The 12,476-nt window shown below is 59.0% G+C and carries 13 protein-coding genes and 2 pseudogenes; 10 read left to right on the top strand and 5 right to left on the bottom strand.

The genetic code is table 11. From position 1 onward, the window contains the following. Both NKJ34_RS14900 and NKJ34_RS14895 read left to right on the top strand, forming a co-directional pair. Positions 1–95 (top strand): annotated as a pseudogene (locus NKJ34_RS14900) (IS1595 family transposase); the annotation flags it as partial. A 163-nt stretch (positions 96–258) separates the two neighbouring features. Further along, a pseudogene (locus NKJ34_RS14895) lies at positions 259–506 on the top strand (HAD family hydrolase); the annotation flags it as partial. A 30-nt stretch (positions 507–536) separates the two neighbouring features. Here the strand turns inward: NKJ34_RS14895 and NKJ34_RS14890 are convergent. Beyond that, positions 537–2,435: a glycoside hydrolase family 15 protein gene (locus tag NKJ34_RS14890; RefSeq protein WP_253739102.1), complete on the bottom strand. Its 1,899-nt coding sequence runs from the start codon at positions 2,433–2,435 to the stop codon at positions 537–539. A 1,051-nt stretch (positions 2,436–3,486) separates the two neighbouring features. After that, the gene (locus tag NKJ34_RS14885) at positions 3,487–4,449 is read right to left on the bottom strand and encodes a hypothetical protein (RefSeq protein WP_253739101.1); all 963 of its coding nucleotides are present in this window, start codon (positions 4,447–4,449) and stop codon (positions 3,487–3,489) included. A 306-nt stretch (positions 4,450–4,755) separates the two neighbouring features. Between NKJ34_RS14885 and NKJ34_RS14880 the strand changes: the two genes are divergently transcribed. From NKJ34_RS14880 to NKJ34_RS14870, 3 genes are all read left to right on the top strand, one after another. After that, positions 4,756–5,118, top strand: coding sequence for an AAA family ATPase (locus NKJ34_RS14880; protein ID WP_253739100.1), 363 nt, complete (start codon positions 4,756–4,758; stop codon positions 5,116–5,118). Continuing rightward, the gene (locus tag NKJ34_RS14875; RefSeq protein ID WP_253739099.1) at positions 5,112–5,324 is read left to right on the top strand and encodes a hypothetical protein; all 213 of its coding nucleotides are present in this window, start codon (positions 5,112–5,114) and stop codon (positions 5,322–5,324) included. The genes NKJ34_RS14880 and NKJ34_RS14875 overlap by 7 nt, the downstream gene beginning before the upstream one ends. 210 nt (positions 5,325–5,534) lie before the next feature. Next, positions 5,535–5,717, top strand: coding sequence for a hypothetical protein (locus NKJ34_RS14870; protein ID WP_253739098.1), 183 nt, complete (start codon positions 5,535–5,537; stop codon positions 5,715–5,717). A 130-nt stretch (positions 5,718–5,847) separates the two neighbouring features. Here the strand turns inward: NKJ34_RS14870 and NKJ34_RS16005 are convergent, their stop codons facing one another. The 3 genes from NKJ34_RS16005 to NKJ34_RS14860 all read right to left on the bottom strand — a co-directional run bounded on the left by NKJ34_RS16005 (position 5,848) and on the right by NKJ34_RS14860 (position 7,308). Next, positions 5,848–6,300, bottom strand: coding sequence for a toxin-antitoxin system TumE family protein (locus tag NKJ34_RS16005; RefSeq protein WP_425491846.1), 453 nt, complete (start codon positions 6,298–6,300; stop codon positions 5,848–5,850). Further along, positions 6,301–6,828 carry a DUF7342 family protein gene (locus NKJ34_RS14865; protein WP_253739097.1) on the bottom strand — a complete coding sequence of 176 codons (528 nt, stop codon included), beginning with the start codon at positions 6,826–6,828 and terminating at the stop codon, positions 6,301–6,303. It lies immediately after the preceding gene. A 207-nt stretch (positions 6,829–7,035) separates the two neighbouring features. Next, the gene (locus NKJ34_RS14860; RefSeq protein WP_253739096.1) at positions 7,036–7,308 is read right to left on the bottom strand and encodes an AbrB/MazE/SpoVT family DNA-binding domain-containing protein; all 273 of its coding nucleotides are present in this window, start codon (positions 7,306–7,308) and stop codon (positions 7,036–7,038) included. Between the two features lie 444 nt (positions 7,309–7,752). Here NKJ34_RS14860 and NKJ34_RS14855 point away from each other — a divergent pair, with 444 nt between their 5' ends. From NKJ34_RS14855 to NKJ34_RS14835, 5 genes are all read left to right on the top strand, one after another. Continuing rightward, positions 7,753–8,037, top strand: a complete 285-nt coding sequence (locus tag NKJ34_RS14855) for an AbrB/MazE/SpoVT family DNA-binding domain-containing protein (RefSeq protein WP_253739095.1) — start codon at positions 7,753–7,755, stop codon at positions 8,035–8,037. Next, positions 8,030–8,497 (top strand): type II toxin-antitoxin system VapC family toxin, encoded by a 468-nt coding sequence (locus NKJ34_RS14850; protein ID WP_253739094.1) that lies wholly within the window; start codon positions 8,030–8,032, stop codon positions 8,495–8,497. Before NKJ34_RS14855 ends, NKJ34_RS14850 begins: the two co-directional genes overlap by 8 nt. A gap of 722 nt (positions 8,498–9,219) precedes the next feature. Then, positions 9,220–9,990 carry a hypothetical protein gene (locus NKJ34_RS14845; RefSeq protein ID WP_253739093.1) on the top strand — a complete coding sequence of 257 codons (771 nt, stop codon included), beginning with the start codon at positions 9,220–9,222 and terminating at the stop codon, positions 9,988–9,990. A gap of 71 nt (positions 9,991–10,061) precedes the next feature. Then, positions 10,062–11,861 carry a spermidine synthase gene (locus NKJ34_RS14840; protein ID WP_253739092.1) on the top strand — a complete coding sequence of 600 codons (1,800 nt, stop codon included), beginning with the start codon at positions 10,062–10,064 and terminating at the stop codon, positions 11,859–11,861. Then, on the top strand, positions 11,858–12,466 hold the full coding sequence (locus NKJ34_RS14835) for a hypothetical protein (protein ID WP_253739091.1): 609 nt from the start codon (positions 11,858–11,860) through the stop codon (positions 12,464–12,466). The genes NKJ34_RS14840 and NKJ34_RS14835 overlap by 4 nt, the downstream gene beginning before the upstream one ends. Positions 12,467–12,476: the final 10 nt, after the last annotated feature.

Genomic DNA, 12,476 nt, shown 5'->3' with positions numbered 1-12,476 from the left:
TCACGCCGTACCTCAGAGCGTTTCAGCTTCGTCGCCGAGTCTACCGAAAATCAGGAGAAGAAGCTCTGAAAACCATCCTCGACGCTGCACTATGACTCACCAACAATCTCCGCCACAAGAGCGAAAAATTATTTAAGATTTGCTGTCGGACGCTCGCCGAGAATTATCGTCGTACTGGACGCTCGCTCGGATCTACACGGACGATAAAATGGGGTCTGCAGAGAAAACAAGGCGAGTGCCTCGGGGCTTGACCCAAGGGCGGTTCACCACGAACTGGACGTCTTCGACGACGTGTGTGTGAAAGAATCAAGCGACTCAGCGAGTGTGGGTAGGACTGCTATGTCGTCTCGAAGGGGAACCCCGAGATGCCCGATTCGATGGTCGACCACGCCGAGATCGACGGTCTGATCGAAGACACGATCAGCGCCGACGAGATTCGAACATTCAAACCGGACGTCGACCTCTACCGCCACGCCGCCGGGCGAATCGGGACGCCGATCGAGGAGAGACCGAGTATGTAAATAGCTGATGACTAATTACGAATCCGAGTGATCGTTGTCGGAGTCGCGCACAGCTTCAACGGTCGCCCCCGTCCCGAGTTCGATGCCGATCAGTTCCGTGCCGGGGACGGCCATCCCCTTGGCGCGGCTCACGTGGAGCGCTGAGTTTATAAGGCCGATGTGGCTGAACGCCTGCGGGAAGTTGCCCAGCTGTCGGCCCGTCGACTCGGCGACCTCCTCGGCCAGCAGCCCCACGGGATTGACGTAGTCGATGAGTCGTTCAAGCCGCGCTTCGGCCTCCCGGACCCGCCCGACCAGCGCGAGGGCGTCGACGAGCCAAAACGAACAGAGCAGGAAGGTCCCCTCGCCGCCTGGCAACCCGTCATAGCCGTCGTAGCGGTAGACGAGCCCGGTCTCGGAGGTGAGTCGGTCGTCGACCGCCTCGATAGTGGCTCGGACTCGGGAGTCGTCGAACGGGAGGAAACCGACAAACGGAATCAATAGAGTTGCCGCATCGAGGACGTCCTCTTCTTCGAAGGATCGAACAAAGTACGAGCCGGTCGGATCGAGGCCGTCGTTCAGGATTGCCGTGCGAATTTTTTCGCGATGTCGACGCCAGCGGTCGAGTGGGGCGTCGAACGCTTGCTCTTCGGCGAGATCGATCGCCCGGTCGAGGGCAACCCAACACATCAGTTTCGAGAAAACGAACTGCATGGGTTCGCTTCGAACCTCCCAGATGCCCGAATCCGGCTCCTCCCAGACGTCGGTAACGTAGTCGACGATCTCACAGATCGCCCGCCAGTCGGCCTCGGTGAGCGGGATTCCCGACCGGGTCGCCTCGAAGACGGCCAACAGGAGTTCACCGTAGATGTCGAGTTGACGCTGGTCGGCAGCCTCGTTGCCGATCCGAACCGGTCCGGAGTCCCGGTAGCCCGAGAGATGATGCAAGATCCGTTCGGTGAGTCCCGACTCGCCGTGGAGGCCATACAGGGGTTGCAGCTCCGCCGGCGTGGTCGTCCGACACAGATCCAAAAACCACGATAGATACTCGCTGGCCTCCACCGTGTGACCGAGATTCGAGAGCGCCTGCACTGTGAAGGCGGCGTCTCGAATCCAGTTGAACCGGTAATCCCAGTTGCGAACGCCGCCGATCTCCTCGGGCAGCGAGGTCGTCGGTGCGGCCGCGATCGCGCCGGTTTCGTAGTGCGTCAGCAGCTTGAGCACCAGCCCCGATCGGACGGCCAGTGCGTGCCACGGGCCACCGAAGACACACTCGGACTGATCGTCACAGGAGTGGCTCCACTCGCGCCAGTAGTCGACTGTCTCGACGAGGGCCTGCTCGCAGGTCGCCGGGTCGGGAGCGATCAGTTCTCCGTAGCTTACGCCGATCGATGTCTGCTGGCCCGCCGACAGCGTGGCGCTGGCCGTCGCGCGGCTGGCTTCGGTGTCGATTTCGAACGGCTCAGGAAGCGTAGACCAACAGCACAGCGGTGTCTCATCGCCGGTTGCGTGAATTCCCTCGGTCGTGGTCGACAGCGTGGGCTCGGTACGAGCGAAATCGAATCGTGGCTCGAAGACGGCTCGGAAGTCGACGCGTCCCGCAAGACAGTCGAGTTTCCGGTAGAGCGTTCGCGCAGGGACCTCCGACTCGTCATCAGTCAGTGGGGCCATGAAATCCGTGAGTCGGAGTGTGCCCTCCTCGGTTCGAAACGTGGTCTCGAGGACGTTCGTTCGCTCGCGGTAGCGTTGGGTTGACTCGAAGTCGCCGACTGGTTCGACAGCGAAGCAGCCACCACCGTCATCGAGGATCCGGCTGAAGACGCTCGGTGATTCGAGATGTGGGACCGGAAACCAGTCGACCGATCCCTGTCGGCTCACTAACGCGCAGGTTTCGAGATTGCCGACGAGACCGTAGTTTTCGATCGGTTCGAACACCTCACTCGGCGGATCGCGATCGGTAGGTCGCTGATACTGTGACATGTACGTCGCTGCCACGATAGTCGATCCACCGGTCAATCAATCCAGTTCGTCGCCGCCGAGAGAGTCACTCGGAGTTGTAAAACGAGCAGGAGTCGTGGCCGTCCTGCTACGCGAAGGCGAACAGTCGACGGGCTAGGATCCGATGCAACTCGTGGCCGTCGACGACAGCCCGGCTTCCCCAGTGTCGACGACCGGTGGACAGCCGAGGGGCACATCGAGCGTCGACAGCCGGGTGGCGCTCCTGGCGGCCCGTGTCTGTGCCTCGATCCCGGTTCAAGGCCACCGCCATCCCGGCCACAGTATCCCCGGACCTCTCTTCCCTCGTGTCGTACCTCTCTGCCTGCCGTCGACTGCCACATCAGTCCGTGATCCCGGTGTCGACACACTGGGCCCGCTGACACAGTGGGACTGCTCTGCCGACATCCCCACCGTCGTCGACAGGTGGCCATTCCCTCCTGGTCGTCCACTGGGTGTCCCACCGTCGACGACTACCGGCTGTCGGTTCTGGGCGTCTCGACTTCTGGGTCGACGAGCTTGCCAGCTTACAGACGAGGCAATAATCCCTCGTACAGCACCGGGATCCAGTAAGACAGTACCACGGCGTCGACAGCGAGATTCGGAGTAGGTCCGCTCAGCTCGACCGCCGTATGGCGCGGTGCACGGTGGGTCGACGGATGGCAGGGGAGACGCGACCGCAGAGAGAACGGCCTTGGTCACAGTCCCACCAGCAACCGAATGCCAACGCGGGCACCAACTCGGTACCCCTAGCGGCATCCAAGTGAGTCCGGGTTGGCTTGTCGACGACAGACCGAAATCGGTCAGGAGTTAGCAGACTAACCGACAGTAGTCTACTAAGAGAAGTTGCAAGATTACGTCTCCAAGTCCCGCATCTTGTCTGGCGTCAATGACGACTCACAGCGACTCTGTCCCTGGAACGCGGGTCCTGTAAGTGGGTCGCTGCCGACACTGGCCGGCACTTTAGGCCAGAATCCACCGACGCCAGTGTTTAGTTCGACAACTCCGTCGTGATCTTTCTGAGTGCCTCTGCAGTCTCCTTGTCGGATTCGACCTGCGATACCATCTCGTCGGTCAGTGGCTGTAGTTCGTCGGTCACCCCGGAGAGTTCGTCCAAGATACGGTCGAACCGTTCGACCGCGGTACGGCTCAACTTTTCCGCCGAGGCGTATTTCTCGCTCTTGAGTTTGGAGAGTCCCTGACTCAGACTCTTTATTCCCGATCGGTAATCGTCGTGGATCGCCGCATAAAGCCTGAAGTTTTGGAGTTCGTTTTCGAACTGGGTGAGCTTCGCCTCGTAGAGACGCGACTCGTTGATCCTCGCCGACGGTAGGCGCTCTACCCGTGCCGAGACGGTGTCAACCGCCTCTGCGAACGATTCAATTCGCGGAACGAGGTTGCTGTGTATCTGGGATAGAGTTACTGTATCCCCCATCTCTTCGACATAGTTTTGCGCGCTCATAGCCGTTCTCTGGCCGCGATTCTGTGCTTGAGCAATGGCCTCGATGGCTCTCGCCTCCCGTCGAACGGTGCTGATCTCGTCCGATATTTCCTCGTTGGGTTCCCGCCGCGCTTTCCTGTCGAGGTCCTCGCTGACCGTCTGCATGGCGTTCACTATCGGGAGATGGTCGAACTCCTCGGACAACGAGGTGACTGCCAGTATATCGGCGTCCTCGTCGTCCAGAAACGCGACGTACGTATCGAGTGCGTCCTCTATTGTCTCGCGTTCCGGGGCAATCCGTTCTATTCGGTCACCGTCGTCCGATTGCTGGTCCGTTTGCTCCTGTGATTCGTTCTGTTGCTGATCTACTTCTTCCTGTGGCTGATCTCCCTGTGACTGGTTTTCGGCTTCTTGTTGTTCGTCGACTTGGTCCTCCTGTTGTTGGAACTCAGTACACCCCGCGAGTGCTACTACCCCACTGAGTCCAATCAGTACGTTCCGTCGGCTGATCATACAGATCAGTTGCAGAATAAGATACAAAAGTGTTGCAAACGGATTACAGGACAAGAGAGTATTCGGTGGCTGTCGAACAAGCCACAACCGACCGTTCTCAATCCAACTTGCTCACACTGGCCGATAGTTCACTCCTCGCAGTCGCATCTCCGTTATCTAATTCGTTAATAGTGATCTCAACCGCACTGTTGGCTTCAACCCCACGAGGGTTCGTCTGAAACGGGATCCCGAGCTGGGTGAGGCGCTCACCGGCCCGGGCTTCAACCCCACGAGGGTTCGTCTGAAACTCCATTTCCGGCCGTCGAAGTGCTCGCCGACGCGTTCGAACCCGCAATCGCGGGTCGCCGGCCAGCCGACGTATTGATCTATGGCCCCAGTGGGGTCGGCAAGACAGTTTTGGCACGCCATACCTTCAAACGACTCCAGCGACAGGCCACCGTCGACTTCGCCCACGTCCGGTCGCTGGGAAAGTCGCCAGCGGGAATCGCCCGTGCGGTCCTCAACGCACTCGGTGGCGATCCGACACGAACAACCCCCGAAGCGGAGCTGTGGCGACGGCTCCACAAGCGTGTCGAGCGACCGCTGATTGTCGTCCTTGATGAAGGCGACGATCACCAGCCCAAGGCCCTCTCGAAGCTCCCGACATTCCATTGTTGGCGGTTGTGGTAATTGTCCACCAACCCGAAGCACTCCTCTCGCGAGCCGAAGACGACCACGTCCACCAACGACTTGTGGGCCAAGAACTCGAATTAACACGGTACAGCACCACCGAGTTGGCCGATATTCTCGAACCACGAGTCCGCCACGGACTCCACGCAGATGTCGACCGGGCGTATCTAGAGTCGATCGCCGACCACGTTGGCGGTGTGGCCTAAGCCGGTATTCAGACGCTGCGAGCCGCTAGAGAAATCGCTAGCGAGGAACACTCGACAGTCGAAGCCGTCGACATCGAGACCGCATTCGAGCGAGCTGTAAACCTCGGGTCGCTCCCGCTGCACCACCAGCTGTTGTACGAACTGCTTCACCAGGTGGGACCGCTGACCCCGCGCGGCCTTCATAAGCGATACGAAGCAGTTGCAGACTGCGTGTATGCGAACCGCAACCGCGTCCCGGTCGGCCAGCGGGCCCGCCGGAACAAACTACAGAAGATCGAAGCATACGACCTCATCGAGATCACAGGTGCCAATCGCCATCGGGAGTATCAGGTCGTCGATGAGACAGTGTCGTCGGCAGAGGACTTCGAGTTTCAGGACCTACCGATAGCTTAAGATGAATTAGGATGAATAGTAGAATAATCTATATATACAACTCAGGAACGATAATGCAGCACACCTGCGATGACGTACGCTGGGACCATCAGGTACAGTAGCGGGCGCTTGAGCCGGGCCAGAACCCCAGTCACTCGGACCACAGCCTCTCGATTCGTTGCTCGACAGCAGACAGTACAATCGAGTACACTTCCAGCGGATGAGTCGACGGGAGTTCAAGATCAGTGATATCAGCAGCAGACGGTGGCTTATGGAAGTGCAAGCGGCTATTGTGAGTGTTTGGATGTCTGTCCCAGCGACATTCCCACGACTCTCCGTCGTTGTGTTCTTCCACGTAGTGCATTGAGAAATCGCCCGTCGTGAACCATCGGATATCGACTCTCACAGCAGTCGTCGACTCCGGATATCGACCCGTATCAAGCAGCGCTCGAAGCACTCTGGGTTCGTAGCTATCGGGATCAAATGCGGTCTCGGCGACCAGTGAGTCCGAGCTCAGGTGTTTCTCCAGGAGCCGCAACGTCTGTCGATCCGGTGGACCAGTCGCATCCGGTGTTGGATTCGAGTCGTCTGATGGCAGGCCCATCTATGCGGGAATGAGGCGGCCATCGTTTTGGGAGAGCTGACGAGCGAGTTCGTACAGCCGAATATCACGAATTACTCCCTGCCAGTCACTGACCGCAGCCATTCGCTCATGAACGGTGTCGTGGCGTTCGGCGTCGAACACAGAGACCGCCGTCGGATCTGTCGCCTCGAACTGTGTCTCGTACTCCTCACGCTGTGTTTCGAGTGATCGCACCCGATCGATGATCTCCTCGACAGCGAGTTCGTCAGCGATCCGGCTTGCATCCTGCCACTCTAGATACCCCTCATTGCGTTCATACTGTGCCGGTCGACTCTCTTGATTTTCTCGAACGATGCCCATTTCGGACAGACGCTCAAGATGCTTTTTTGCAGCATTGGGAGAGCAATCAGCTAGCTCTGCAATGTCCGTGTACGCTGTGGGTGACGTAATCCCCAGAGCGACCTCATAGACCCGGCTAAAGGTGTCAGTCCCGTCTTGCCATCGTCGACGGGGAGCCTCTGAATCAGGGACAGGATCAAACTCGGCCATAGCAACATCTACAATCGCGCACTCAATATATCTTTGTATTTTGCATATATCTGTGGCTTTTGGAGCTCGGTAATTCGTGACTCGGGCCGTCGTGAGATCGCCGCTGTCGATGGCATAGACAATGTTCTGAGCTCGTTCATGACGAGCATCCGAACTCGTGTCTTTGTAGTCGATGAGGATGTTGGTATCGACTACCCCAACTGCTATTCAGGTATCCTCAGTAAATGCGGGGTCTGCCTCATTCCCAGCGAGATCATGCGTTTCGAGGCTGTCATCGCCCATCGGAGCCTTCATATTGTCGTCTTCGAACGCTCCATAGCGCTGCTTGACCACCTCTACGGAGAGATTGCCTTCTTCGTCAGTGGTCCAGCGGAGCTTATTACCCGGCTCAATATCGAGATGTCGGCGGAGGACCGCTGGGATCGTGACCACTCCTCGGTCACTGACTTTGGTTTCTTCAGGAGATTCTTCGGCTGCCATACACTCTAGTACAGCCTCGTGCACAGTACATGTCACGTCACATGTTGTTCTGAAAAAGAACGTTCAACCACTCAATCGGGTTCTGCTATGTCGGGAAAATCTGCGAGACTCGTCGGAAATCAGGCAATAGATATCCTGACACACGTGATTGGAGTGCGGTTCGCATTGATTCGAAAATGTTCTGTTCAGTTGGAGCGGCGAGATGATTCGGTATACTTTCAGGAGCCAGCGGGGCTTCAACTCTGAACTGCTAAACGTTACAGACGAACCCTCGTAGGGTCGAAACCCCTGAATTTGAGGGATGGACGTCCGAGACCACCCAGTTACAGACGAACTCTCGTGAGATTAGCTTTTCCCGGTACTACGGTTTCTTCATTTGCTCTGAGAGGTGGAAGCAGTGGTCTGAACCAAACGATTATACTCAATCCCACTCCAAGTGGGAATATGACCAAGGTGGATTCAAAGGGGCGAATCGTCCTCCCGAAGAAGGTGCGAGAAGATCTCGGTATTACTCCCGGTACAGAAGTAGCGATTCGCGAAGAAGACGGGAAAGCAGTCGTAGAACCTGAAAACAGCCCCGAACAGATTATCGAACGCATGAATCGACTCATCGCCGAAACGTCTTCCGAGCGAGAGGAGACGAGACCGATTGACGAAGGGGCTGACCCCATTGCCCAGAAGCACAGAGACGCGGTTCGAAGAGGGACAGAGGAAAACAGCGATGAGTGACACTGATCGATCGTATCTTTTTGATGTCGGTGTGATAGCCCTCGCACACACAGCGGCTCCAGTCCGTGAGTCTGCGCTTTCGTACATCCAAGATGCCATCGCTGGCGACATAAATGCCGTTGTTCCGTACCCTGCGCTCTTCGGAGCCCACACCGTCCTGACGACGTACTACGGACAGTCAAATGCAGACGCATCTCGGCTGCTCCAGAATTTCATGGACGCGAAGCGAATCCACTGGTACGACGGGATGCCCAAGGACGTAGTTCGGAGCGGGTTTTCGCAGGCAAGTGAAGCAAACGTTGGTGGATGGGACGGGTACTATGCGCAGGTAGCGATAGACCAAGGGGTGGATACCGTATTGACGATCGACGACGATTTCGAACGATTTGATGCGTTCGACACCGAGGTCATTCTCTCACCCGACGAATTTAGCGAACTAAACAGATTTCTTGGAGGTTAATTTCGCACTACACGCTGAATGAGTCGACGGTGTTTCAGACGAACTCTCGTGAGGGTCGAACAGACGATAGCTCCAGCTCAGCGTACTGATGAACTGAATCAAAGTGAGTATTAACCAACATCGCCGCATGGGCAGGGATCTGTTGGTTAACGTTCGTGACCGTGGAGTCGACGTGCTGGACGGCCTCGATAGCGGCGAGACAACCGAGATCGACGCAGACATTGCCCCCGCCGGCCGCAACCCGAGGACGAGAACTCGGCGTTTCGGTACGTGCTCCAACCCCGTGGCCGGTTGGGTGGGCCTCGGCGAGCGAGCCGTGAGGAGCTATCTGAAACGGCTGTCGACCATGCCCGCTGGCCCCCAAGAGCAGGTCGTCGAGGGCCACGCCCGGTAAAACGGCTCCCCCGCATGTGCAGCCATGGACCTGTCCCCGTGTGCATGGCAGAGAGTTGAAGCGGGATCCGATCCGTCTCGGCGTTCGGAGCGTTTCTGCGGCTCGGTCCCGTCGTCGACCGGCATATCGAGATAGGTGCCGACGTCGGCTCGATGTCGATCTCGTCCCGCTCGACGAGCGCCAGCAACGCGGTTGCGACGACCGGGTTGGACACCGAGCCGATCCGATACGGCGGCTCCTCGGATCACAGGATCGGTAACAGGTGAGTTGGTTTTTAGTACCATTCCGCAAAAATGACAGTCTACCTACGACGCGGACCGACGAACACATGAGTCCTACACAACCTATCGATCGACGCACGCTGCTCAAACGGAGTGGCATCGTTGCGGCTGGCGGGCTGACGGCTCTCGCGGGCTGTATCGGGAGCAGTAACGAGCCACCACCACGGAAGTCGAACGTAATCGACGATGTCGAACTCTCGGCCGACGGGTCGACGCTCAGGATCGACCCGTTCGGCGAGTCGGACCGCTGGGTACAGTCCCGGCGTGATCTCGACGCCGACGGGTCGGCCGGCTCCGGAGACGGAACGAACACCGAGTCGACGGCGAGCCTGTCGGCGCTCACCGCCCTCTCGCCGGTCGGGAGGGCCCGGGCCGCAAAGGGTCGTGGCGCGACCGGCCGCGGGAGCGGCGGCTACAGTTCGGCCCCGCGGACCGCAAACGGTCGAGCGTGGTTCTGGGGTGGCACCTACACCAACGGCTGGTACAACGATCACGACGACGAAGTATCCCAGTATCCGGTCGACATCGCCACCCTCGGAGTCGCATACATCGGTTCGAACGCCCGCTTCGAAGAGCAGGATCCCGGTCCCGGACCGATCAACTGGGACGACACCTACGACTCCCCGACCAACGAGGAGATCGAAACCTCGGTCCGAGATGTGCAACCGGGCTGGTATCGGGTCGGTGCCAACATCGTCGTCGCCGAGGGCCCCGACGAAGGCACCGATCTCGGCTGGGAGTGTATCGATCTCCGTGTCGAACAGACCGTCGACGGCAAAGAGATCACCGAACGATGGAAAGTCTCACCCCGGATCTGACGGCCCCCGACGAGTGAGGCCCCTCTGGAATCTGGCGCTGGTCGACCGACAGGCAGTCAGTCACTCATAGAATGTCGAATGCTACGTTGTCGGGCGTCTCCAAGCAGGCGACGTTACACGTGATCGCGTGTCTCGTCGCCCTCTGTAGCTTCGCCTACGAACTCGTCTACTCGGAACTGCTGACCGTGATGTACGGCGGGACCGTCACACAGTACGGACTCACCATCGGGCTGTTTTTCTCCTCGCTCGGTGTCGGCTCGTTTCTCGTTCGCCACTTCGAGGACGCCCAGCACGCGAACTTCTTCCGGACGGAGGTGTATCTGGCACTCGCTGCGCCGGTCGGCTTCCTGTTCGTGCTCTGGCTGAACACCGCCGCACTCCCGGAGATCCTCCCGAACGGGATCTTACAGGTCGCCGCCCGCCTGCCGGTCGTTGTCGTCGGCGTGCTGTCGGGCTTCGAACTGCCGGTGTTGTTGTCGATGGTCCGGTCGGAGGCCGGCTCGACGTCGACGCCCGGCTGGGTCGACCGACTCGGGCGGGTCGTCGAGAACGGCTCGTTCCGGCTGCTCTCGGTCGCGTTTCACACCGACCGGGAGAGCACGGCGTACGACACCGACTCGACCGTGTTGGCGATGGACTACCTCGGTGGGCTCCTCGGGGCACTCATCTACGTGTTCGTGCTCTACCCACGACTCGGATTGATTCCGTCGGTGTTCGTACTCGCACTCCTGAACTGTCTCGCTGCCCTACTGTTCGTGGCACGGTTCAGCGACCGATGGGCGATCAGCAACCGCTTGGAGAGGACCAGCACCGACGATAGTGCGATCACCAGCCGTGAACACCGGGCGGTGCTAGTGGCCTGTTTGCTGCTGACCGGCGTCTACGCGGGCGTCAGTGTCCAGCATCAGGCGGTCGACGACGAACTGACGGGCTACTACATGGAGTCGCTGATCGAAGACGAACACCCACAAAACACGGTGTCGGCGTCGATCGCCGACCAGTATACGACCCGCAACCAGCAGGTCGTCCGTTATGAACGATCGTGGAACGGCGAATCGGAGAATCGACTGTTTTCCGGCGCGTCGGACACCTGTCTGCGGCTGGATTCGGCGATCCAACTGTGTGACAGCTGGGTCGACTCCTATCATCACGGGCTCGTCGACGTCCCGATGACGATGTACGAAAACTCGACTGAAACCGAGGTGTTGCTAGTCGGCGGCGGCGACTGGATCGCGGCGAACTACCTCCGGGACCACGACGTCAGCGTCGACCAAGTCGACCTCGATGGGGCGTTCATGGATCGGAGCAAAGACAGCGCGTTCCTCGCAGAATACCACGATGACGCCTACGAGTACGACAATCTGACCGTTTATCAGCAGGACATCTACACGTATCTGCAGGAGACTGACCGTGAGTACGACCTCGTCCTCTTGGATCTCCCCGGCGCCAAGAGCGACGACCTCCTCCATCTGTACTCCGTCGAGTTCTACAGCATGCTCGCCGATCGGCTCTCGGAGGAGGGACTGGTCGTGACGTGGGGGTATTCGGGCTACACCTACGGCCCACACAACAAAGCCTACATGAACACCGTCCGCGAGGCCGGCTTCGACCACCGGATGGCCTACTACGCCTACCGCGATGTCGACGGCACCGACCAACTCGGCGAGCGGTTCTTCGTGCTCGCCCCCGACGAACCCCGGTCGACTATCACCCCGGCGAACGGGACCGCTTACGTTCGTGACCACAGCGAACAGTACACATCGGTCGACTGGAAGGAGACGCCGCAGTACGCCGGCGTCGAGCCCAACAGCGTCTTCGATCCGAACTACGAGCTGATCGTCGAAACCAAGGTCAAAAAGGAAAAACAATGAGTCCACCCGAATCCCTTTACCTCGCATACACGGCCGAGCAACCACCGCTCGCCGAATACGATATCAAGCGGCGGGTACAGCGGCAGTTCTTCGGGACCGAGTTCACTTTCGCCGTGATCGGCGACTCACACTACATCGGCGCGCCGGAACTCGGCTTTCACGAACTGTTGTCGTGCAAACCGATCCGAGAGGGGCGTGTGACGACAGTTCCGCTGACAGACACGCATCGACCAGTCACGGACCGCCGGTCGACCGAGTCCGCTGGCCGACCAATCACGGACCGCCGGTCGACCGAGCCCGCTGGCCGTGATCGACAGGAGATACACACCGGCCGCTACCGGTTCGGATCGATCGGCGTAACGACGACGATCAGCCGAGAGCCGCTGTCGGCGTTTCCGGGTCCCGAACCGTTCGACATCGCCTACCGATTCGATCCGCAGGCCTATACGACGATCAACTGCCAGTCGACCACCAACTACGAGACCTACCACACCTACCCGGAGTACGATCTGGCGCTGTATTCAGAACACGAATTCACCGACCTCCCGGCAGCTCCTGTCGGTGGCGAACCTACATACGAAACTCCAAATACGAAACTGAAATAACTACAATCCA

Source organism: Halohasta salina, assembly GCF_024178165.1.
GTDB classification, from domain to species: Archaea; Halobacteriota; Halobacteria; order Halobacteriales; family Haloferacaceae; genus Halohasta; species Halohasta salina.
This window is presented reverse-complemented; position numbering and strand designations above follow the sequence as displayed.

Excerpts from the sequence above, each read along its gene's own strand:
- NKJ34_RS14840 (WP_253739092.1), top strand. The coding sequence starts at position 10,062 with ATGTCGAATGCTACGTTGTCGGGCGTCTCCAAGCAGGCGACGTTACAC.
- NKJ34_RS14850 (WP_253739094.1), top strand. The coding sequence starts at position 8,030 with ATGAGTGACACTGATCGATCGTATCTTTTTGATGTCGGTGTGATAGCC.
- NKJ34_RS14865 (WP_253739097.1), bottom strand. The coding sequence starts at position 6,828 with ATGGCCGAGTTTGATCCTGTCCCTGATTCAGAGGCTCCCCGTCGACGA.
- NKJ34_RS16005 (WP_425491846.1), bottom strand. The coding sequence starts at position 6,300 with ATGGGCCTGCCATCAGACGACTCGAATCCAACACCGGATGCGACTGGT.
- NKJ34_RS14835 (WP_253739091.1), top strand. The coding sequence starts at position 11,858 with ATGAGTCCACCCGAATCCCTTTACCTCGCATACACGGCCGAGCAACCA.
- NKJ34_RS14885 (WP_253739101.1), bottom strand. The coding sequence starts at position 4,449 with ATGATCAGCCGACGGAACGTACTGATTGGACTCAGTGGGGTAGTAGCA.
- NKJ34_RS14845 (WP_253739093.1), top strand. The coding sequence starts at position 9,220 with ATGAGTCCTACACAACCTATCGATCGACGCACGCTGCTCAAACGGAGT.
- NKJ34_RS14855 (WP_253739095.1), top strand. The coding sequence starts at position 7,753 with ATGACCAAGGTGGATTCAAAGGGGCGAATCGTCCTCCCGAAGAAGGTG.
- NKJ34_RS14860 (WP_253739096.1), bottom strand. The coding sequence starts at position 7,308 with ATGGCAGCCGAAGAATCTCCTGAAGAAACCAAAGTCAGTGACCGAGGA.